At 72.6% G+C, this 20,585-nt stretch carries 21 protein-coding genes and 2 tRNA genes; 9 read left to right on the top strand and 14 right to left on the bottom strand.

Annotated elements, in window-relative coordinates:
- Nucleotides 1–37 precede the first annotated feature (37 nt).
- Nucleotides 38–1,003 carry a helix-turn-helix domain-containing protein gene (locus tag ACFY0D_RS08040; RefSeq protein ID WP_390797539.1) on the top strand — a complete coding sequence of 322 codons (966 nt, stop codon included), beginning with the start codon at nucleotides 38–40 and terminating at the stop codon, nucleotides 1,001–1,003.
- Between the two features lie 15 nt (nucleotides 1,004–1,018).
- Here the strand turns inward: ACFY0D_RS08040 and def are convergent, their stop codons facing one another.
- The 8 genes from def to ACFY0D_RS08000 all read right to left on the bottom strand — a co-directional run bounded on the left by def (nucleotide 1,019) and on the right by ACFY0D_RS08000 (nucleotide 8,546).
- The gene (def, locus tag ACFY0D_RS08035) at nucleotides 1,019–1,654 is read right to left on the bottom strand and encodes a peptide deformylase (RefSeq protein ID WP_266604740.1); all 636 of its coding nucleotides are present in this window, start codon (nucleotides 1,652–1,654) and stop codon (nucleotides 1,019–1,021) included.
- A gap of 82 nt (nucleotides 1,655–1,736) precedes the next feature.
- Nucleotides 1,737–2,726: a hypothetical protein gene (locus tag ACFY0D_RS08030; RefSeq protein ID WP_030011692.1), complete on the bottom strand. Its 990-nt coding sequence runs from the start codon at nucleotides 2,724–2,726 to the stop codon at nucleotides 1,737–1,739.
- 131 nt (nucleotides 2,727–2,857) lie between these two features.
- Nucleotides 2,858–4,117 (bottom strand): HD-GYP domain-containing protein, encoded by a 1,260-nt coding sequence (locus ACFY0D_RS08025; RefSeq protein WP_390797538.1) that lies wholly within the window; start codon nucleotides 4,115–4,117, stop codon nucleotides 2,858–2,860.
- Nucleotides 4,114–5,622, bottom strand: a complete 1,509-nt coding sequence (locus tag ACFY0D_RS08020) for an HD-GYP domain-containing protein (protein WP_390797537.1) — start codon at nucleotides 5,620–5,622, stop codon at nucleotides 4,114–4,116. The genes ACFY0D_RS08025 and ACFY0D_RS08020 overlap by 4 nt, the downstream gene beginning before the upstream one ends.
- A gap of 200 nt (nucleotides 5,623–5,822) precedes the next feature.
- Entirely contained in the window at nucleotides 5,823–6,128 is a 306-nt protein-coding gene (rsrA, locus tag ACFY0D_RS08015; RefSeq protein WP_030012982.1) for a mycothiol system anti-sigma-R factor, read from the bottom strand.
- Nucleotides 6,125–6,769, bottom strand: a complete 645-nt coding sequence (locus ACFY0D_RS08010; RefSeq protein ID WP_030012983.1) for a sigma-70 family RNA polymerase sigma factor — start codon at nucleotides 6,767–6,769, stop codon at nucleotides 6,125–6,127. Before ACFY0D_RS08010 ends, rsrA begins: the two co-directional genes overlap by 4 nt.
- Nucleotides 6,770–7,057: 288 nt before the next feature.
- Complete coding sequence (locus ACFY0D_RS08005; protein ID WP_390797536.1) at nucleotides 7,058–7,708, bottom strand: alpha/beta family hydrolase; 651 nt, start codon at nucleotides 7,706–7,708, stop codon at nucleotides 7,058–7,060.
- A 19-nt stretch (nucleotides 7,709–7,727) separates the two neighbouring features.
- Nucleotides 7,728–8,546, bottom strand: coding sequence for an SOS response-associated peptidase (locus ACFY0D_RS08000; RefSeq protein ID WP_390797535.1), 819 nt, complete (start codon nucleotides 8,544–8,546; stop codon nucleotides 7,728–7,730).
- A gap of 79 nt (nucleotides 8,547–8,625) precedes the next feature.
- Here ACFY0D_RS08000 and ACFY0D_RS07995 point away from each other — a divergent pair, with 79 nt between their 5' ends.
- The 4 genes from ACFY0D_RS07995 (at nucleotide 8,626) to ACFY0D_RS07980 (ending at nucleotide 12,232) form a co-directional block, all read left to right on the top strand.
- Entirely contained in the window at nucleotides 8,626–9,339 is a 714-nt protein-coding gene (locus ACFY0D_RS07995; protein WP_390797534.1) for a M50 family metallopeptidase, read from the top strand.
- A gap of 64 nt (nucleotides 9,340–9,403) precedes the next feature.
- Nucleotides 9,404–10,786 (top strand): 3-phosphoshikimate 1-carboxyvinyltransferase, encoded by a 1,383-nt coding sequence (aroA, locus tag ACFY0D_RS07990; protein ID WP_390797533.1) that lies wholly within the window; start codon nucleotides 9,404–9,406, stop codon nucleotides 10,784–10,786.
- A gap of 8 nt (nucleotides 10,787–10,794) precedes the next feature.
- Nucleotides 10,795–11,805, top strand: a complete 1,011-nt coding sequence (gene rsgA / locus ACFY0D_RS07985; RefSeq protein WP_390797532.1) for a ribosome small subunit-dependent GTPase A — start codon at nucleotides 10,795–10,797, stop codon at nucleotides 11,803–11,805.
- A 103-nt stretch (nucleotides 11,806–11,908) separates the two neighbouring features.
- Nucleotides 11,909–12,232 carry a multidrug efflux SMR transporter gene (locus ACFY0D_RS07980; RefSeq protein ID WP_150517955.1) on the top strand — a complete coding sequence of 108 codons (324 nt, stop codon included), beginning with the start codon at nucleotides 11,909–11,911 and terminating at the stop codon, nucleotides 12,230–12,232.
- Here ACFY0D_RS07980 and ACFY0D_RS07975 read toward each other — a convergent pair.
- Nucleotides 12,198–12,740, bottom strand: a complete 543-nt coding sequence (locus ACFY0D_RS07975) for a TetR/AcrR family transcriptional regulator (protein WP_390797531.1) — start codon at nucleotides 12,738–12,740, stop codon at nucleotides 12,198–12,200. The genes ACFY0D_RS07980 and ACFY0D_RS07975 overlap by 35 nt on opposite strands.
- Before the next feature lie 125 nt (nucleotides 12,741–12,865).
- Here ACFY0D_RS07975 and hisN point away from each other — a divergent pair, with 125 nt between their 5' ends.
- A complete protein-coding gene (gene hisN, locus ACFY0D_RS07970; RefSeq protein ID WP_390797530.1) occupies nucleotides 12,866–13,669 on the top strand; it encodes a histidinol-phosphatase in 804 nt (267 codons plus the stop codon).
- 170 nt (nucleotides 13,670–13,839) lie between these two features.
- A complete protein-coding gene (locus ACFY0D_RS07965) occupies nucleotides 13,840–14,232 on the top strand; it encodes a cyclic nucleotide-binding/CBS domain-containing protein (protein WP_030385946.1) in 393 nt (130 codons plus the stop codon).
- Nucleotides 14,233–14,301: 69 nt separating this feature from the next.
- Here ACFY0D_RS07965 and ACFY0D_RS07960 read toward each other — a convergent pair whose 3' ends face one another.
- On the bottom strand, nucleotides 14,302–15,771 hold the full coding sequence (locus tag ACFY0D_RS07960; protein ID WP_390797529.1) for a catalase: 1,470 nt from the start codon (nucleotides 15,769–15,771) through the stop codon (nucleotides 14,302–14,304).
- A gap of 130 nt (nucleotides 15,772–15,901) precedes the next feature.
- Here ACFY0D_RS07960 and ACFY0D_RS07955 point away from each other — a divergent pair, with 130 nt between their 5' ends.
- The gene (locus ACFY0D_RS07955; protein ID WP_266380203.1) at nucleotides 15,902–16,318 is read left to right on the top strand and encodes a Fur family transcriptional regulator; all 417 of its coding nucleotides are present in this window, start codon (nucleotides 15,902–15,904) and stop codon (nucleotides 16,316–16,318) included.
- A gap of 130 nt (nucleotides 16,319–16,448) precedes the next feature.
- Here ACFY0D_RS07955 and ACFY0D_RS07950 read toward each other — a convergent pair.
- A tRNA-Met gene (locus tag ACFY0D_RS07950) sits at nucleotides 16,449–16,522 on the bottom strand.
- Nucleotides 16,523–16,569: 47 nt separating this feature from the next.
- On the bottom strand, nucleotides 16,570–17,208 hold the full coding sequence (locus ACFY0D_RS07945; protein ID WP_390797528.1) for a TetR/AcrR family transcriptional regulator: 639 nt from the start codon (nucleotides 17,206–17,208) through the stop codon (nucleotides 16,570–16,572).
- Between the two features lie 89 nt (nucleotides 17,209–17,297).
- On the opposite strand from ACFY0D_RS07945, the gene ACFY0D_RS07940 reads away from it, so the two are divergent.
- Nucleotides 17,298–18,374: an FAD-dependent oxidoreductase gene (locus tag ACFY0D_RS07940; protein ID WP_390797527.1), complete on the top strand. Its 1,077-nt coding sequence runs from the start codon at nucleotides 17,298–17,300 to the stop codon at nucleotides 18,372–18,374.
- A gap of 77 nt (nucleotides 18,375–18,451) precedes the next feature.
- Here ACFY0D_RS07940 and ACFY0D_RS07935 read toward each other — a convergent pair whose 3' ends face one another.
- The gene (locus tag ACFY0D_RS07935; protein WP_390797526.1) at nucleotides 18,452–20,308 is read right to left on the bottom strand and encodes a tetratricopeptide repeat protein; all 1,857 of its coding nucleotides are present in this window, start codon (nucleotides 20,306–20,308) and stop codon (nucleotides 18,452–18,454) included.
- 192 nt (nucleotides 20,309–20,500) lie between these two features.
- Nucleotides 20,501–20,574 (bottom strand) — tRNA-Met (locus tag ACFY0D_RS07930).
- Between the last annotated feature and the right edge of the window lie 11 nt (nucleotides 20,575–20,585).

The following is a 20,585-nucleotide window of genomic DNA, read 5'->3' as shown; positions in this document are numbered from 1 at the left end:
CTGTCATAGAAGACCGAATTACTGCCACACTGGAGTCATGCTGACCAATGTGGCCGTGGCCCTCGTCGACGGAGTCGCCCCCTTCGAGTTGGGGATCTTCTGCGAGGTGTTCGGAATCGATCGCAGTGACATGGGCGTACCGGTGTACGACTTCGCCGTCTGCGCGGCGGAGGACGGACCGCTGACCGTGGGCGGGGGCGCCTTCGGGATCACCCCCGCGCACGGGCTGGAGCGGCTGGAGGAGGCCGACCTCGTCTGTCTGCCCGCCGCCAGTGACGCCGGCGTACGCATCTACCCCGAGCCCCTGCTCGCGGCCCTGCGCCGGGCCGTGGACCGGGGTGCGCGGGTCCTCAGCGTGTGCAGCGGGGCCTACATCCTCGGCGCCGCCGGACTGCTGGACGGTCGCCGGTGCACCACGCACTGGATGCACGCCGCGGCCCTGACCCGCCGCTTTCCGCGGGCCGTCGTCGACCCGGACGTGCTCTACGTCGACGAGGGCCCGGTGATCACCGCCGCCGGCACGGCCTCGGGCATCGACGCGTGCCTGCACGTGGTCCGCCAGGAGCACGGGGCCGAGGTCGCGAACATCATCGCGCGCAGGATGGTCGTCCCGCCGCACCGGGACGGCGGGCAGGCCCAGTTCATTCAGCGGCCGCTGCCGCGCACGGCCTGTGACACGGTGGGCGAGGTGATCGAGTGGATGGCCCGCCACCTGGGCGAGGAGATCACCGTCGAGCAGCTCGCGGAGCGCGCGCACATGTCCCCGCGGACCTTCGCCCGCCGCTTCCTCCAGGAGACCGGCACCACCCCGTACAAGTGGGTGCTGCGCCAGCGGGTCCTGCTGGCGCAGGAGCTGCTGGAGTCGACCGGCGAGACGGTGGACGCGATCGCCGGCCGCTGCGGCTTCGGCAACGCGGCCGCCCTGCGCCACCACTTCCTGCGGACCCTGGGCACGACGCCGAACTCCTTCCGGCGCGCCTTCCGGGGCCCGCAGGCGGCCTAGACCGTCACTTCACGATCAGGCGTTGGGGACGGTCTCGTAGCGCGGGGTGCCCTCTTCCATCTGGCGCAGGGCGTCCTTGCGGTCCCGCTTCGAGAGGCGGTCGATGTAGAGGTAGCCGTACAGGTGGTCGGTCTCGTGCTGCAGGCAGCGGGCGAAGTAGCCGGTGCCGCGCACCTTGATCGGGTTGCCCTGCGCGTCCTGGCCCTCGACCTCGGCGTAGTCCGGGCGGGCCAGCGAGGCGTACGCCGTCGGGACCGACAGGCAGCCCTCGTTCGAGTCGTCCAGCACCCGTGCGCCGGCCGGCAGTTCGATCAGCTTCGGGTTGACGACGACACCGGTGTGCCGCTTGCCGTCGTCGTCCGGGCAGTCGTAGACGAAGACCTTGGCGTCCACGCCGATCTGGTTCGCGGCCAGGCCCACACCCTCGGCGGCCTTCTGGCTGGCGAACATGTCGTCGATCAGCTGCGCAAGCTCGTCGCCGAACTCGGTGACGTCCTTGCACTCCCGGTGCAGGACCGGGTTGCCGACCACGGTGATCGGACGGGCCGTGCCGCGCTGACGGTGGGCGAGCTCGCGCGCCTCACAGTCCTCGGTGTCCACGACGTACCCGTCGTTCACGCTTTCGACAACCTCGTTCTCCTGCTGCGCCATGTCTGCCGTACGCCTTCCGTAAGTCCCGGTCACCGATGGTCGTGGTGGCCACCGATGTGCCCGTACAGCGTACGGCCCCGGGTCAGCAGACTTCTTCGAGATCCCGCCACTCCCTGGTGCCCGGGCTGTCCGCGACCCAGCCGTCGAGCAGTCCGCGCACCAGACCGGCCGGTGCCGCGATCCCGCATTCGCGCTCGGGGACCCACAGGGAGCCCGAGCCGGCCGTACGGTGCCCGAGCGGTCCGGGGTGGCCCGGCTCGCTGTGGTCGTGCGGATCGAGGTGCTGCTCGCCGTCGCCCTCGTCGCTCGGCATCTCGCTCTCCGAGCAGGTCCGGCACAGCAGCCGCACCGACGAGGACCAGTCCTCGGCGGCGAATCCGGCGTCCGAGGCCAGCTGCTCCAGCGCGTCGCGGTCCGCCTCGGTGGCCGCCTCCAGCAGCACCACCCAGGTCGGCACCGGGGAGGGCGCCCAGAGCTCGATCTCGTCGAACACGGGGTACGAGGGCCCGGCCGCGGTCACCCGCTCGCCGTGCGGGACGCCGTCGTGGAGGACGACCTCACCCCAGCGCCGCCCCGAGGAGGGCAGCGGGATCGACAGGACTTCCAGCCGGGCCGGGTCCAGCCGGCGGCCCCAGACCACCTCGGCCTCGCCCTCGGGCGAGAGCCGCACGGCGGCGCTGCCGAGTTCCATTCCGACCGGCTCGCCCGCCCCGGCCGCGTCCCCGGGCACCTTCAGCCCGTACGCCTGCCAGGCCCGCCGGGCCAGCGGCCAGTCCTGCAGCGCGGTGGCGGCGATCCCGACGTTCCACCAGTCCGGGGCGCCCGTCTCACGGTCCAGCAGGGCCACGGCGCGCAGCCCGGCGGCCCGCGCCTGCTCCCAGTCGTGCCGGAACTTGTGCAGCAGAGCCAGATTGAACCAGGACTCGGACAGCCAGGGCTCCAGGTCCGCAGCTCTGGTCAGGAGCGCGCCCGCGTCCTCGTACCGCCCGTCGCCGATCAGCGTGAACGCGCGGTCGGTGGCCTGCCGCCACGAGGCGGAGGGCCGATGCCGTACCTTCCCGAAGATCCTCACGATTCCCGCCTGCCTGGGGGCACCTCCCAGCGGTCGCTGGGGGACAACGGTGCAGCCTTGCGGACACTCCTGCGTTCCCTCTTACTGGCATCCAACCATGCCCACTCGGACGGCCGCTCATTACCCATGGGTTACCCAGGTGGGACGGGCACCACTCTGTGACGTCCGCCCCTGGCCAGAACCCTTGCCAGGCACTCCACGACCTCCGGCTGGTAATCATGCCCGGTGCCCAGGCGGAGCCGCTCCAGGGCGGCCAGTGAGCCACCCGGGTGACGGCTCCCGCCGACCAGATCGTCGTACGCATTCACCGTACGCACGATCCGGGCCGCCGTGGGCTGCTCCCGGTACGGATCCGCCTGCCGCTCCACCACCACGGCGACCTCGGCGGGCACCCCGGTCTGCCGGGCCACCTCCCCGCCCAGCTCGGCGATCCGGCGGGCCTCGCCGTCGGGCAGTCCGGCCGTGGCCCCGTCCGGGACCGGGTCGACGAGGGAGAGCTGGCCGATGTCGTGCATCAGGGCGGCGTACTCCAGCACCGTGAGCTCCCGCTCCGACAGGCCCAGCTCCCGGCCGACGGCGCAGCTCAGGGCGGCCACCCGGCGGGAGTGGCCCGGCCGCGTGCACCCGGCGATCTCGGTGGCGCGGGCCAGGGAGGTGATGGTCTGGCGGTAGGTGGTGCGGATCGCGGTGATCCGGTGGAAGGACAGCTGGGTCAGCAGCAGGGGCACGCTGAAGACGGGCAGGGCCCACAGGCCCGCGACGGCCGCGCCGAGCGCCATCACGACCCCGGTGGCGCAGATCGCCGAGCCGATGCCGAGCTGGGCGCGCAGTTCGTCCTGCAGCAGCGGACCGTACGGCCGGCCGGTGCGGGCCCCGGCGAGCGCGGCGGCGAGCACGGCGTCGCACAGGGCGGTGAGGCCGAGGAGGAAGAGCAGGTAGCCGACGAGGTACGGGCCCTGGCCCACCCACTGCTCCAGCCGGCCCGAGTTGTAGAGCGGCTGGAAACAGGCGGCGGCGAAGGCGACCGTGAGCACCCGGCGGGACAGGTGGTCGAGGGCGGGGCCGTGGCCGCGGGCGATGTGCGGGACGACCCCGGCGAGGACGGCCGCGACGACGACCGCGACGGTCTGGAGCACCCCGTGGTGGGTGGGCTGCCCGGCGTTCTGGCCGAGCAGGGCGTAGGCGAGGGCTCCGGCGGAGCCGAGCGGGGCGGGGTGGCGGCCGAGGGGGTCCTGGCGGTCCCGGCGGGCGAGCTCCCCGACGGTGATCAGGGTGGCGAAGGCCAGGGCGGCGCCGGGCTCGGCGACGCCGTTCCACAGGGTGTGGCCGAGCGCGGCGCCGGTGAGCACCCCGGCGGCCCCCCGCACGGTCCACGCGGCCGGGGCCCTCATCCGCCCGCCCCGGCGCCGTCCGCGTCCGGGCCGCGGCCGCCGGCCGGGCCGGGAACGGCGGGGACCCTGCCCGGTGGCGGCGGGGCCGGGGCGAGGGGGCGGGAGCCCTGGTCCGGCAGACCGGCCAGGGCCGCGGGGTCCGGCTCCGGCCCCGGCCCCGGCGCGGCCGCACGCGCCGGGATCACCTGGAGGTCCTCGTCGGAGGTCACCACCGGGTGCCAGCCGGTCCGGCCGATCGCGTCGACCAGCGCCCGCACCATCGACGGGTCGAACTGCGCCCCCGCACACCGTTCCAGCTCCGCGAGGGCGACCGGCACCGGCCGGGCCCGGCTGTACGAGCGGGTCGAGGTCATCGCGTCGAAGGCGTCGGCCACCGCCACCACCCGGGCCAGTACCGGGATCTGCTCGCCGGTCAGCCCGTACGGATAGCCGGAGCCGTCGACCCGCTCGTGGTGGTGCAGGATCGCGGACCGGGCCTCGCCGAGGAAGCCGATGCCGCGCACCATCTCGTGCCCGTACTCGGGGTGCAGCTCGATGATCCGGCGCTCCTGCGGGGTGAGCGGCCCGTCCTTGCGCAGCAGCCGGGTGGGGACGCCGAGTTTGCCCACGTCGTGCAGGATCCCGGCGATGCGGACCGTCTCCAGCCGGTCCTCGGTCATGCCCAGCTCCCGGGCGATCATCGCGGAGGCCTGGCCGACCCGTTCGCTGTGGCCGCGCGTGTAGCGGTCCTTGATGTCGACGGCCTGGACGAGGGCGCGGATGGTCGCCTGGTGTGCGGCGCGCTCGCGGTGGTACTGGGCGAAGACCCAGCAGGAGATGTACATCGGCAGCAGGACGAGCAGCGCGGCCGGGGGCCCGTAGGGGCTGCGCCACATGACGGCCATCATCAGGCCGGCGAGGCCGTGGGCGCAGTGCGGGGCGAGGGAGGAGGTCGCGAGCCCGCGCCAGGCAGTGGCGGCCGGGCGGCGTTCGGCGGTGGCCAGGATGCCGCCGTCGAGGGCGGTGAGCACCAGGCAGAAGGCGACGGCCGCGGCCGTCGCGGGAAGCAGGACGTAGGGGAAGTCGGCCGGCCCTGCGGGGGGCCCGGAGCCGGCGGAGGGGCCGCCGCCGAGGGTGGCCGGGCCGCGGAGCAGCCCGTAGGCCTGCCCCGCGACCCAGGCCGCCATCGCCTGCTGCGCGCCGTGCCACACGCGGCGCACCCGGGCGGGCCGCTCGACGACGGTGCCCGCGAGTCCCCCGGGCAGCGCCACGAGCGCGGCGGCGGCGGGCGGCAGCAGGAAGACGGCGGCGAGCACCACGGGGAAGAAGGGGCCGATGCCCTCGGGCACACGGCTGCCCGGCGGCGGGCAGACCTTGACGAGTTCGCAGCCGAGGTAGAGCGCGGTGAGCAGGGCCACGGCCGTCCAGGGCGTAGCGGAATCCGTGAGGGCGGGGGTGACGCACGCGACGGCCGCGAGGACGGCGCACACGATGTATCCGCGCGCGCCCGGCGGAAGTGCCCGCATGGCGCTCTCCTCCCCTGTGCCGTGCACACCGGGTGCTGAATCGAACCAGCACCGAATGGGGAGAATAGGTGGGGCCCGGAGCGAGGCGGGCCACATTTCCGCATTGGGCCATGCGGACGCCCCCGGATTAGCACATTCGGGTGAAGGAAGTGCTCTTCCGGGGGCGGCTGTTCAATCGTCGGACCGGTGAACGGCGCCGGTCAGCCGGGCGCGGGATTGTCGGCGGTGACATCGTGGTCGGGCACCGCCTGACCGGACCTGATCAGTTCGATCCGGCCCATCACCTTCGACCGCAGGTCGGTCGGCACGTCGTCCGACCCGCAGCAGCGCTTCACCAGCTTCTTCACGGCCTGTTCCAGGCCGTACTTCTCCAGGCAGGGGTTGCACTCGCCGAAATGCGTCTCGAACTTCGTGCAGTCACTGTCCGGCATCTCCTGGTCAAGGAACTCGTACAGGTGGTCCAGGACCTCAGAGCACTCTGTCTCGTGCGGCTCTCCGCAACTCATGAGTCCGAGCCTTTCCGGTCGTTCGACTCTCCCGCGCCCGCGGGAACCAGCCCGCGCTCACGGGCATAGTCCTCCAGCATTCCGCGGAGTTGACGGCGGCCACGGTGCAGTCGCGACATGACCGTACCGATGGGTGTACCCATGATGTCCGCGATCTCCTTGTACGCAAAGCCCTCTACGTCGGCAAGGTAGACCGCGATGCGGAACTCCTCCGGAATGGCCTGCAGGGCTTCCTTCACGTCCGAATCCGGCAGGTGGTCGAGCGCCTGCGACTCGGCCGAACGCAGTCCGGTCGACATGTGCGACTCGGCGCGCGCCAGCTGCCAGTCCTCGATCTCCTCCGCCGCGCTGCGCTGCGGCTCACGCTGCTTCTTGCGGTAGGAGTTGATGAACGTGTTCGTCAGAATGCGGTAGAGCCACGCCTTCAGGTTGGTGCCCTCGCGGAACTGGTGGAAGGACGCGTACGCCTTCGCGTACGTCTCCTGGACCAGGTCCTCGGCGTCGGCCGGATTGCGCGTCATGCGCAGCGCGGCCGAGTACATCTGGTCGAGGTAGCCGAGGGCGTCCCGTTCGAAGCGCGCATTGCGCTCCAGGGTCGTCTCCTCCGCGTGGCCTTCGTCGGTCCCAGCGACAGGACCCACCTCCTCCGACAGCGTGGCGGCTCCGAAAGCGGATCCGCTCGAATCGGAGAATAGTCGACCTTCCCGGCCCTCCGCCGCCCGAAGCGAGCTGCGCTTGGGCGCGGGCAGCACGGTCCAGTCCAGGTCAGCGGCCTGCCGACGGTTCTGGCTGATGACCTGGGTCATGCGCTCCCTCTCCTCCGACGAGTTCTCCTACGTTCCGACATCCGAGACAACAGAAGGGGCGTGCGGCGCATTCCCGGGCGCGCGGCGGGTTTCCGGCTTTCGCCGGGACCCGGCCGGCGGGCCTCACACGGGGAGCCGCGCGAGCCACTCCCCCACCGCCTCGGTGATCGTCGAGAGCGCGTCCTCCTGGGTGGTGTCCGCCTTCTTCGGCACCGCGAAGCCGTGATCGGCGTACGCCACCTCCACGAGCTCGTACGGGTCCTGCCCGCCCGGCGGCGGGAACTCCTCGGGCCGCCCGAAGGGGTCCCGGCCGCCCTGGACCACGAGGGCGGGCCGGCCGGCCCCGGTGAGCTCCTCGGCGCGGGACTTCTCCGGCCGGCCCGGCGGGTGCAGCGGGAAGGCCAGCGCCAGCACTCCGGCGGCCCCCAGTCCGGCGGCGGTCCGGCAGGCCACCCGGGCCCCGGCGCTGCGCCCGCCCGCGACCACCGGCAGCCCGGGCTCCACGAGCGCCGGCCACAGCCCTCGCCACCCCTCGTCCAGCACCTTGGGCGCGGCGGCGACCTTCTTCCCGGCGACCCGCCAGGGCTGTTCGACCAGGGCCACCGTGATCCCGCGGGCGGGCAGGGCGGCGGCCAGCGCCTGGAGGTCCCGGGCTTCGATGCCGCCGCCGGCGCCGTGGCTCACGGCGAGCACGAGCCTGGGCTCCGGCGCCGGGTGCCAGGTGATGCGGGCCTCGCCCGCCGGGGTGTCGACACTCTCGGTACGCGTGGTCATGCGTCCCATCCTGCCCGGGTCAGAACAGGGTGCCCTCCTCCGGCGCGGCCAGCTCCGTCAGCAGCTCCGGGCCGTTGTTGCGCACGCTGCTCACCGCCGTCGACACCGGGTAGGCCCGCATCAGCCCGCCGGGCGGCGGGGCCAGCAGCTCCCGCAGCGCGCCCTCGGTGTCGGTGTTCGCCGGGTCCAGCCAGGCGTCCCAGCGGTCCGGGGTCAGCATCAGCGGCATCCGCGGGTGGATGTCGGCGAGCGAGCGCGGTCCTTCGGCGGGGGCCACGCCCAGGGGGCCGGTCTCGGCCTCCGTGGTGATCACCGAGCAGGTGACCCACCAGGAGAGCGGGTGCTCGTCGGGCAGGGTCCGGTCGCGCCAGAACTCGTATATCCCGGCCATGGCGAAGACGGAGCCGTCGCAGGGGAGCACGAAGTAGGGCTGCTTGCGGGCCCGCTTCTTCTTGCCCTCCACCTCCAGCTGCCGCTCGTCGTGGGCGGTGACCCACTCGTAGTAGCCGTCGGCGGGGACGATGCAGCGGCGCTGCGCGAAGGGCCGGCGGAAGGAGGGCTTCTCGTGCAGGGTCTCGGACCGGGCGTTGATCATCCGGGCGGCGCCGTCGGGGTTCTGGGCCCAAGAGGGGACCAGCCCCCATTTCAGGACGCGCAGCTGGCGAACCGGACGCGGGTGCGAGGCGTCTTTGAGGGGACGGTCGAGAACCACGTGGACCTCTTTCGTCGGCGCCACGTTGAAATCGGGGGCCAGGGCCTCCTCCGGGTCCCACCTCTCGATGCCGAAGGCCTCCACGAGGTCCTCGGGCCTACGACTCGCCGCATACCGTCCGCACATGGCTGTCACACTGCCATGTCTCCCCCAGCTACCGCTGGGAGGTACCCCCGGCACACCACCGCAAGGAGTCCGCCACCTCATGGACAGCAGCACGACCGCCGGTCTCTGGGACCGGCTCACGGGCATACAGACCGCACCGGAGCAGTGGCTGGTGATCGCGACCGGCGTGGTCGCGCTGGCGGCCGTGGGGCCCCGCCCGCTGTGGCGGCTGTCGCGCAACGCCATCACCATCGCGCACGAGGGCGGGCACGGACTGCTGGCGCTGCTCACCGGGCGCCGGCTGAGCGGGATACGGCTGCACTCCGACACCAGCGGGGTCACCGTCAGCCGGGGCAAGCCGACGGGGGTGGGGATGATCCTGACCGCGGCCGGCGGCTACACGGCGCCTTCGCTGCTCGGTCTCGGCGGGGCGGCCCTGCTGTCGGCGCACCGGATCACGCTGCTGCTGTGGGCGGCCACCGCCCTGCTGCTGGCGATGCTCGTGATGATCCGCAACGCGTACGGGGCCCTGACGGTGGTCCTGACCGGCGGAACCTTCCTGCTGGTGTCCTGGCTGGCCCCGGCCGGGGTGCAGGCCGGTTTCGCGTACCTGGTGGTGTGGTTCCTGCTGCTCGGCGGGGTCCGGCCGGTCTTCGAGCTGGGAGCCAAGCGCCGGGGCGGCGGGGCACCCGATTCCGACGCCGACCAGCTCGGCCGGCTCACGCACCTGCACCCGGTGGTGTGGCTGCTCTTCTTCCACGTCGTCGCGCTGTGTTCGCTGATCGGCGGCGCCCGCTGGCTGCTCGCCCTGTGACCGCTCCCTGAGACGGGGCCGGGATCAAGATCTGGCATCGGGGGAAGCCACTAAAGTGGGGGCCATGACCGAGACCCCCGCGCTCCCTGCCCTCTGGCCCGCTCCGCTCGCCGATGGGACCGTCCACGCCACCGTCACGGTGCCGGGATCCAAATCGGTCACCAACCGGGCCCTCGTGCTCGCCGCGCTCGCCTCCGAGCCCGGCTGGGTGCGCCGCCCGCTGCGCTCGCGCGACTCCCAGCTGATGTCCGACGCGCTGCGCGCGATGGGCGTCGGCATCGAGGAGACCGTCTCGTCCAGCTCGGCCCATTCCACCAACGGCGCAGTGGGCGGCGAGGCCTGGCGGATCATCCCGGCGGCCCTGCACGGCCCGACGACCGTGGACGTCGGCAACGCGGGCACGGTCATGCGCTTCCTGCCGCCCGTCGCCACCCTCGCCGACGGCGACATCCGCTTCGACGGCGACCCGCGCTCCTACGAGCGCCCGCTGGGCCAGGTCATCAGCGCCCTGCGCACCCTCGGCGCCCGCATCGACGACGACGGCCGGGGCGCGCTGCCCATGACCGTCCTGGGCGGCGGGGCCCTGGAGGGCGGCGCGGTCGAGATCGACGCCAGCAACTCCTCGCAGTTCGTCTCCGCGCTGCTGCTCTCCGCCCCGCGCTTCAACCAGGGCGTCGAGGTCCGGCACGTGGGCGGGAAGCTGCCGTCGATGCCGCACATCCGGATGACCGTGGAGATGCTGCGCGCGGCGGGCGCCCAGGTCGACACCCCCGAGGCCGGCGGCGAGAAAGACGTCTGGCGGGTCGCGCCCGGTGCGCTGCTGGGCCGCGACATGGTCGTGGAGCCGGACCTCTCCAACGCGCAGCCCTTCCTGGCCGCGGCCCTGATCACCGGCGGCACGGTCACCGTTCCGGACTGGCCGCGCCGCACCACGCAGCCGGGCGACGCGCTGCGCCGGATCTTCACCGAGATGGGCGGCTCCTGCGAGCTGACCGACGCGGGCCTGGTCTTCACCGGCACCGGCAAGATCCACGGCATCGACGTGGACCTGAGCGAGGTCGGCGAGCTCACCCCGGGCATCGCGGCCGTGGCCGCGCTGGCCGACTCCGAGTCGGTGCTGCGCGGTGTCGCGCACCTGCGGCTGCACGAGACGGACCGGCTGGCCGCGCTGACCAAGGAGATCAACGCGCTCGGCGGCGATGTCACCGAGACCGCCGACGGCCTGCGCATCCGGCCGCGCCGGATGCACGGCGGCGTGTTCCACACGTACGACGACCACCGGATGGCCACCGCCGGCGCGGTGATCGGCCTGGCGGTGGAGGGCGTACAGATCGAGAACGTGGCGACGACCGCGAAGACCCTGCCGGACTTCCCGAAGATGTGGACCGACATGCTCGCCGGGGACGCCGGTGACTCCGGGGCACCCGGAGCGGGTGCGGGAGCGTAGGGCCCGTCATGCGCAGGTACGGCAAGCACACCGACGAGGACGACATCCGCCAGCGCCCGAACCCCAAGGGCAACCGGCCGCGGACCAGCATCCGGCCCAAGCACGAGGACGCGGCCGAGGGCTTCGTCCTCACCGTGGACCGCGGCCGGCTGACCTGCCTGGTCGAGGGCCGTTCCGTGCACGCGATGAAGGCCCGCGAACTGGGCCGCAAGGCCGCGGTGGTCGGCGACCGGGTCTGGATCGTCGGTGACCTGTCCGGCAAGAAGGACACCCTGGCCCGCATCGTGCGGATCGAGGAGCGCAGGTCCGTCCTGCGGCGCACCGCCGACGACGACGACCCGTACGAGCGGGTGGTCGTCGCCAACGCCGACCAGCTGGCCATCGTCACGGCCCTGGCCGACCCGGAGCCCCGGCCCCGGATGATCGACCGCTGCCTGGTGGCGGCGTACGACGCCGGGCTGGAGCCCCTGCTGGTGCTCACCAAGTCCGACCTGACCTCCGCGGACAAGATCCTGGAGATCTACTCGACCTTCGGCCTGAAGTACGTGGTGACCAACCGCGAGGAGCTCGCGGCGGGCGACGCGGCCGACCGGGTGCGCGAGCACCTCAACGGCCGGATCACGGCCTTCGTCGGCCACTCGGGCGTCGGCAAGACCACCCTGGTGAACTCGCTGGTGGCCGAGGGCCGCCAGCGCGCCACCGGAGTGGTCAACGCGGTGACCGGCCGCGGCCGGCACACCACCACCTCGGCGCTCGCGCTGCCGCTGCCGGGCGGTGACGGCTGGGTCATCGACACCCCGGGCGTGCGCTCCTTCGGCCTGCACCACGTGGACCCGTCCCGGGTGATCCTGGCCTTCCCGGAGCTGGTGCCGGGCACGGAGGGGTGTCCGCGCGCGTGCAGCCACGACGAGCCGGACTGCGCGCTCGACAAGTGGGTGGAGGACGGCCACGCGGACCCGGCCCGGCTGTATTCGCTGCGCCGGCTGCTGGAGACGCGCGAGCGGCGCGAGGGCGACTGACCGTCCGGCGGTGGTTCGGCCGCGTTTGTCGAGGGCCCTGTCTGGATAAATGCATAATCGCACCAAGTGACGTGATGTCACCGGACGCGGGGAGGCATTCGACATGGCGTGGCTGCTGGTCGTGGTCGCGGGACTCCTGGAGACCGGTTTCGCGGTCTGCCTCAAGCTCTCCCACGGATTCACCCGCCTGTGGCCGACCGTCGCCTTCGCCTGCTTCGCGCTCGGCAGCTTCGGTCTGCTGACCCTGGCGCTCAAGAAGCTGGACGTGGGGCCGGCGTACGCGGTGTGGACGGGCATCGGCGCCGCCGGGACGGCGATCTACGGCATGATCTTCCTCGGCGACCTGGTCTCCACCCTCAAACTCGTCTCGATCTCGCTGGTCATCCTGGGCGTCATCGGGCTCCAGCTGTCCGGGTCGGCGCACTGAGCAGCCTGCGCAGCTCGCCCGGCCCCGGCTCCTCCCCCGGGGCGATCACGTAGGAGAGGGCGAGGCGGACGGCGAGTTCGCAGCGCTGCGGGCCCTCCCCCGGCGTCAGCGCGGCGGCCGCCCGGTCCCGGACGGCCCGGGCCAGCTCGCCGGGCCCGGGCGCCCGGCCGCCCGCCGCGGGCAGGCCCGCGTCCCAGGCGCCGGTGAGCAGGGCCCGTACGAGGGGCTGGGCGCGGGCCGCCCGGACAATCCACTCCGCGACGGCGGCGAGCCGCTCGGCGGCCTGGGCCGGGGCGGACAGGGCCCGGTCGACCCCGTCGAGGTAGCGGTCGGCCTCGCGGCGGACCAGCTCGCGGCCCAGGCCCGCCTTGCCGCCGAACTCGTTGTAGAGGGTCTGCCGGGACACCCCGGCGGCCGCGGCCACGTCGACCATCCGCACGTCCGGCCAGGGGCGCGCCGAGAGCGCCGCTCCCGCCGCCTCCAGCAAGGACTCCCGGGCTGCCGGCATCCGCGCCTCCCCGTTCGGCTCTCTCCGGTCAGAGTTGACGGGCCGCCAGATCCTGTCAAGGGCGCATCGGGGCCGCACTGTGGACAGCGTTGGTCGGGCTCCGGGAGTCTCGATACTGTTCGGACATGCCCGAGTATGACGATGACCTGCGCCTTGCCCTCGAACTCGCCGACGCGGCGGACGCCGCCACGATGGAGCGCTTCCGCGCCCTCGACCTGCAGGTCGAGACGAAGCCGGACATGACCCCGGTGAGCGAGGCGGACAAGGCGGCCGAGGAGATCATCCGGGCCGGTATCGCGGCCGCGCGGCCGGACGACGCCATCCTGGGCGAGGAGTACGGGCTCAAGGGCAGCGGTCCGCGCCGCTGGGTGGTGGACCCGATCGACGGCACGAAGAACTACGTGCGCGGAGTCCCCGTCTGGGCGACCCTGATCTCCCTGATGGCCGAGGACACCGACGGCGAGTTCCGCCCGGTGGTCGGCGTGGTGTCCGCGCCGGCGCTGGGCCGCCGCTGGTGGGCGACCAGGGGCGGGGGCGCGTACGCGGGCGGAGCGCTCGGCGAGACCGGCGCCATCGGCGTGTCCAAGGTGGGCGGGCTGGGCGACGCCTCGTTCGCGTACTCCTCGCTGAGCGGCTGGGAGGAGCAGGGCCGGCTGGCAGGGTTCCTGGACCTGACCCGGGCGTGCTGGCGGACCCGCGGCTACGGGGACTTCTGGCCGTACATGATGGTCGCGGAGGGCTCGCTGGACCTGTGCGCCGAGCCCGAACTCAACCTCTGGGACATGGCGGCCATCGCGGTCGTGGTCCAGGAGGCGGGCGGCCGCTTCACCAGTCTGGACGGCGTGGACGGGGTGCACGGCGGGAACGCCGCGGCCTCGAACGGACTGCTCCACGAGGAGATGCTGGACCTGCTGCGCCCGCGCGGCTGAGCCCGCCGCGCGCTGTCCGCGCTCCGTTGCGCGCCTTCTTGTCGGCCCCGCGGGTCCGTGGGAATCTGATACTCCCCACGCTTGTGCGCTTGTGAACCGTTTCTCTTGAGGCGGTTCCTCGGGCGCACCCACCCAGGCGGGGGGACTCACCCCAGGAGGTGGCTCTCTTCATGCTCGTCCGTGACGCCATGAGCACCGTGATCCTCACCCTCGGACCCGCGCACACCCTCCGGCAGGCGGCCTGCCTGATGTCCGGCCGACGCGTCGGCGCGGCCGTCGTCCTCGACCCCGACCACAGCGGAATCGGCATCCTGACCGAGCGCGACATCCTCAACTCGATCGGCGCGGGCCACGACCCGGACCGGGAGTCCGTGGGCGCGCACACCACCAACAACGTCGTGTTCTGCACCCCGGAAGCCACGGTGCAGGAAGCCGCCGAGGCGATGGCCCACGGCGGCTTCCGGCACCTGATCGTGCTGGAGCACGGCGGCCCCGTCGGCATCGTGTCCGTGCGCGACGTCATCCGCTGCTGGGTCCCGGCGCGGCGCACGGTCCCCGCGTGAAACGACGCCGGGCCGCAGTCCTCCGAGGAGGGCTGCGGCCCGGCGTCCTGCTACGGCAAGTGCTCCGTGTCAGCCGCGGAGGGCCTGGACCGCGGCTTCGAGCCGCTTGCCGAAGTCACCGTCCGCCTGACGGAAGTTGTTGATCGCGCGCTCGACGATGTCGTCGCGGGAGACCTTGGCGATGAAGCCGGACAGGTTCTCGATCAGACGGGACTTCTCGTCCTCCGAGTACAGGCGGTAGAGGTTGCCCGCCTGGACGAAGTCGTTGTCCTCGCTGTGGACGGCGGCGGCGTGGTTGCCCGTGCCACCGGTCACGTCGATGGGCTGCCACAGCGGGCGGTCCGTCTGGTGCGGGCCGCCGAAGCTGTTCGGCTCGTAGTTCTTCGCGCCCTTGTGGCGGCCGTCGTACAGGTAGCCGTCGCGGGAGTTGGTGCGCGCCTCGGTGGCGTGCGGGCGGTTCACCGGCAGGTGGTCGGCGTTGATGCCGACGCGGTAGCGGTGGGCGTCGCCGTAGCCGAAGAGGCGGCCCTGGAGCATCTTGTCCGGGGACGGACCGATGCCGGGGACGAAGTGCGCCGGGCTGAAGATGCTCTGCTCGACCTCGGCGAAGACGTTCTCCGGGTTGCGGTTGAGCTCCAGCTTGCCGATCTCGATCGGCGGGTAGTCCTCGTGCGGCCACACCTTGGTGAGGTCGAACGGGTTGAAGCGGTACTGGGCGGCCTCGGCCGCGGGCATGATCTGGACCTGCACGGTCCAGGTCGGGAAGTCGCCGCGCTCGATGGACTCGCGCAGGTCGCGCTGGTGCGAGTCGGGGTCCTCGCCGGCGAGCTGGTTGGCCTCGGCCTGGGTGAGGTTCTTGATGCCCTGGTCGGTCTTGAAGTGGTACTTGACCCAGAAGACCTCGCCGGCCTCGTTGTTCCACTGGAACGTGTGCGAGCCGTAGCCGTTCATGTGGCGGTAGGACGCCGGGATGCCGCGGTCACCGAACAGCCAGGTCACCTGGTGGGTCGACTCGGGCGACAGACCCCAGAAGTCCCAGACGTTGTCCGCCTCCTGCGAGCCCGTGTACGGGTCGCGCTTCTGGGTGTGGATGAAGTCGGGGAACTTGATGGCGTCCTTGATGAAGAACACCGGGGTGTTGTTGCCGACGAGGTCGTAGTTGCCCTCTTCGGTGTAGAACTTCAGCGCCCAGCCGCGGGGGTCGCGGACCGCGTCGGCGCTGCCGAGGTTGCCGGCGACGGTGGAGAAGCGCAGGAAGGTCTCGGTCTCCTTGCCGACCTCGGACAGGAACTTGGCCCGGGTCCACTGCGAGACGTCGCGGGTCAGCGTGAAGGTGCCGTACGCGCCGGCGCCGCGGGCGTGCACCACGCGCTCCGGGATCCGCTCGCGGTTGAAGTGCGCGAGCTTCTCCAGCAGCAGCTGGTCCTGGACCAGAACGGGGCCGCCGAGGCCGGCGGTCTCGCTGTTCTGGTTGTCGGCGACCGGCGCTCCGGCCTCCGTGGTGAGCGGTCCCTGCGTCACGTGCGCCTCCTGCGTCATCCCTGCATGTCCTGTCCTTGGTGTTTGCCGTAACCGATCCTACGATGGACTTTGTCTAAGTCAAGTAAGCATCCAAGTCCGCACTGGTTCGGGAGTTACACCGAATCCCCTCACTGTTAGGCTGATGTCTATGAGTGACCTGCTGGATCGACTTCGCGGACGCGGCTGGCGCATGACGGCGCAGCGGCGTGTCGTGGCCGAGGTGCTCGACGGTGACCACGTGCACCTGACGGCCGACGAGGTGCACGCGCTCGCGGTGGCCAAGCTGCCCGAGATCTCCCGTGCGACCGTCTACAACACCCTGGGCGAACTCGTCACCCTCGGCGAGGTACTGGAGGTCTCCACGGACCGCCGCGCCAAGCGGTACGACCCGAACGCGCACCGGCCCCACCAGCACCTGGTCTGCGCGCAGTGCGGCGCGATCCGCGACGTGCACCCGGCGGGCAACCCGCTGGCCGACCTGCCGGACACGGAACGCTTCGGCTTCGTCGTGTCGGCGGTCGAGGTGACGTACCGCGGCGTCTGCCCGAACTGCGCGGCCGCCTGAGCACACGCACACGAAAGGGCCCGGCCCCCTCAGGGGGTCCGGGCCCTTCGCGTTCACCTTCTTGCAGGCGGAAATCGATCAGGAACGACTCAGGGCCCGGATCCATTGGATCCGGGCCCTGAGTCTTCAGTAGCGGGGACAGGATTTGAACCTGCGACCTCTGGGTTATGAGCCCAGCGAGCTACCGAGCTGCTCCACCCCGCGTCGGTAAACCCAACGTTACGTGAAGGCCCACGGCAGATGCAAATCGGTTAACCGGCCAGCCCCCGGTGGAGGAGCGAGGTCAGCGTCTCCACCACCTCGTCGCCGTCGAGCCCGGCCCCGCCGGTCATGGCGGCGTACCCCAGCATCGAGATCATCGCCCCCATCGCAGCGGCGACCAGTTCGGGGTCCCCGGGCAGCTCATGGCCCTGTTCGCGCATGTACGCGAGGTGCTCGCGCAGCGGCGCGGTGTCCCCGAGGAGCCGCCCCCAGACCTGCCCCGAGCCGGGAGGTTCGGCCATGGACTTCTGGAAGAGGGCGACCACGACGGGCAGATGATCCCGGAAGACGCCCCAGGTGGCCGCTACATGCGTCCGCAGCTGCGCCCGGTCGGCGAGGTCGTGTTCGCGGGGGTGATCGTGGGAGTGATCACGGGAGTGGTCATGGACGCCGACCTCCGCGTCCACCTGGGCCCCCATGTCCGCGAGCAGCGCGTCCAGCAGTTCGTCCTTGCCCGCGAAGTGCTCGTAGAAGGAACCGGTGGACCGGCCGGCGGCCTTGGTGATGTCGGTGATCTTCGTCTGCGCGTAGCCGCGCTCCAGGAAGAGCGCCCGCGCCGCCTCCTTGAGCGCCGCCTCCGTGCCGGCCGCCCGCTCCTTGCGCACTCCCACCGCGATCCCCGTTCCCACTTGACGCCGTCTTCTCGGCCTCATCATACTGAACCGAGTTTCACCGAATCGAAGTTCAGTGAATATGAATTCAGCGAAAGGAGTCGGGCATGCGTGTGTCAGTCATCGGGGGCGGCGTCGCCGGAGCGGCGAGCGCGATCGCTCTGCGCCGCGCGACCGGCGCGGAGGTCACGGTCCACGAGGCGTACGAGGATCCGGCCGGTCAGGTGGGCTCGTTCCTCAGCCTCGCCGTCAACGGGCTGCGGGGGCTGGACCAGCTGGGCTGCCTCGCCGAGGTGCAGGCCGCCGGGTTCCCGGTCGCCCTGCAGCGGATGTGGTCCGCCTCGGGCAAGCTCCTCGGGGAGGTGCCGCGCGGCCGGCGCGCCTCGGACAGCCTGCACAGCACGACGCTGCTGCGCGGGCGGCTGGTGGAGGTGCTGCGCGCCGAGGCGGTCCGGGCCGGGGCCCGGATCGAGACGGGGCGGCGGGTGGACCCGGCGGACCTGGACGCGGACCTGGTGGTGGCGGCCGACGGCATCTGGTCCGCCACCCGCCCGACGCTGGACCCGGCGGCGCCGCAGGTGCGGTACGCGGGGCTCTACAGCGTGTCGGGGGTCTCCGAAGGCGTGCACCTCACACCCGGTACCTACCACTTCGTCTTCGGCCGCCGGGGGGCGTTCCTCTGCGTCCCGGCGGCGGACGGCACGGTCTGGTGGTCGGCCCAGGTGCCCGCCCCGGAGCCCCCGGACCCGGCGGAGGTCACCCAGGCCCTGCTGGCGGAGCTGTACGGCAAGGAGGAGCTGCCGCTGTCCCTGATCCGGGCGGCCACCCGCGTCGACCGCCCGATGCCGATGCACCGGCTGGCGGACGTGCCCGTCTGGCACGACGGACGCACCGTCCTGATCGGCGACGCGGCCCACCCGGTCGGGGCCGGGCAGGGCGCGTCGATGGCGATCGAGGACGCGGTGGCCCTGGCGCGGTGCGTGACATCGGTTCCGGGCGTGGAGGCGGCCCTGGCCGAGTACACGCGGCTGCGCCGCCCCCGGGTAGCCCGGATGACCCGGACCGCGGCGACGAACCGCGACTCGAAGACCCCGGGCACGGTGCAGCGCCGGGTCAACGACCTCCTGATGCCGCTCGCCTTCCGGCACGTCTACGCCCGCTCCACCTCCTGGCTCTACCGCTAGGGGTGCTCTTGCCGATCGGGCCGCACCGCGAGCCCGGCCTGGCCGGCAGGACACCGCCCGGGGTGTCTTGCCGGGGCTCAGGCCGAGAGTTCCTCGGCCAGCGCCTCGCGGAGCCGGGCCGCGCGTTCCGAGACCTCGGCCGGGCCCAGTTCCATGGCGCGCACGCACCACTTCTGGCCCTCCGCGAGGTCCCCGTGGCGGGCCGCGAGCAGGCCGAGGCGCAGGGCGGCGCGGCCGTGGCCCGCCACCGCCGCGCGGGTCCACCACAGGGCTGCCTCCGGCTCGCTCCCCTCGCGGGCCAGCAGCAGCCCGAGGTTGAAGGCGCCGTTGCGGGAGCCCGCCTCGGCCGCCTCCCGGTACCAGCGCGCGGCGACGGCCAGGTCGCCGCGGGCGGCGGCCAGCATGCCGACCCGCACCTGGGCCCGGCGGTGCCCCAGCTCGGCGGCCCGCTCGTACCACTCCTCGCTCTCGGTGCGCGGGGCGCCGCCCACGGGCTCGCCCAGGGCCACCGGCTCCGGCGGCGGGGCCAGCGACTCCAGCAGCGCGGCCAGGCGGAACGCCGCTTCCGCGCTGCCGCCGCCCGCCGCGCAGCGCAGGTGCCGCTCGGCCGCCCTGTCCTCGCCGTCCCGGACCAGCGCGATGCCGACCTGCAGCGCCGCGTCGGTGTGACCGGCCGACGCGGCCCGCTCGTACCACTTGAGCGCCGTCCGGTCCTCGTCGCGGCTGGCGAACAGGATCCCGAGGTTGAACGCGGCGTCGACGCTGCCCGCCTCGGCCGCCTTCGAGAACCAGGGCTCGGCGCCCGCCGCGTCCCCGACCTGGAGCAGCATGATCGCCAGCGCGTTGGCCGCCTCGCGGTGCCCGGCGTAGGCGGCCCGCCGGTACCACTGCTCGGCCTGCGCGGTCCGGTCCTGTGCGACGCACAGCAGAGCAAGGTTGTACGCCCCGTTTTGGTCGCCCGCGTCCATGGCGGTCCGGTACCAGCGCTCCGCGGTCTGGGTCTCGCCGCGTGCGGCGTGCAGCGCGCCCAGCGCGTTGGCGGCGTTGCCGTCGCCGTCCTGCGCCGCCCGGTGCCACCACACGGCGGCGCTCTCCTCGTCGCCGGCGTCGCGCAGCAGGAAGCCGAGCGCGCACGCCGCCCGGGCCTCTCCCTGCTTGGCGGAGGTCAGGTACCAGCGCCCGGCCTCCTTGAGCTCGCCGCGCGCCTCCAGCAGGGCGCCCAGGTGCAGGGCGGCCCGCCGGTGCCCGCGCGCGGCCGCCTGCCGGTACCACTGCTCGGCCTCGGTGGGGTCGCCCTTGCGCAGGTGCCTCGCCAGCCGGTACGCGGCTTCGCGGTGCCCCTGTTCGGCGGCGGCGCGGAACCACCGCTCGACGCCCTTGTCCCCGCGGTGCTCCAGCAGGTCGGCCAGCCCGTACGCGCCCAGCGCGTGGCCGGACTCGGCCGCCTGCCGCATCCAGTACTCCGCGGCGGGCTCGTCCCCGCGCTCACGGAAGTAGCGGCCGAGGGCGTGCGCGGCGGGGGCGGATCCGGCGACGGCGGCGACCCGCCACCAGCCTGCCGCGTCCTCGGGGTAGCCCCGCTGGTGGAGGAGCACGCCGAGGTTGTTCGCGGCGGCGCGGTCCCCCGCGCCGGTGGCTCCCCGCAGGTACGGTTCGGCGCCGTCGAGGTCGCCGCGGCGCAGCAGCAGCGCGCCGAGCACGCTCATGGCTCCGGGGTCGCCCTTGTCGGCGGCCACCCGGTGCCGTGCTTCCAGCTCGGCGTCGCTCGCCGCGTCGGTCTCGGCGAACATCTCCTGCGCGAAATCCGCATCGGTCAGTGCGGTCTGCGCGTCGGCGACCGGAGCCGCCCCCTCGGCCTCTGTGTCCGTTCCGGACTCCGCCCTCACAAACCGCCCTGTCTCCAGCAGAGTTGACCTGTCCCCCATAAATCCCATCGTCGCATCACCTGCTACCCGCGTACACCTGGTATGTCGCAGCCAGTGAGGTCACTACAGCGTTTTGTCGACATGCCCACAGTGAGGTAAGTCAAACACGCTCCACCCACAAGTCACCCTCCCCGGCTACCGCGTGTCCGTCCCGGACATGACGAAGGCCCGGATCCCATGGATCCGGGCCTTCATCTTCAGTAGCGGGGACAGGATTTGAACCTGCGACCTCTGGGTTATGAGCCCAGCGAGCTACCGAGCTGCTCCACCCCGCGTCGGTGAAACC

Origin of the sequence: Streptomyces sp. NPDC001502 (assembly GCF_042894785.1) — a bacterium.
GTDB classification, from domain to species: Bacteria; Actinomycetota; Actinomycetes; order Streptomycetales; family Streptomycetaceae; genus Streptomyces; species Streptomyces kutzneri.
The sequence above is the reverse complement of the archived record's forward strand: the minus strand, read 5'-3'. Positions and strand labels throughout refer to the sequence as shown.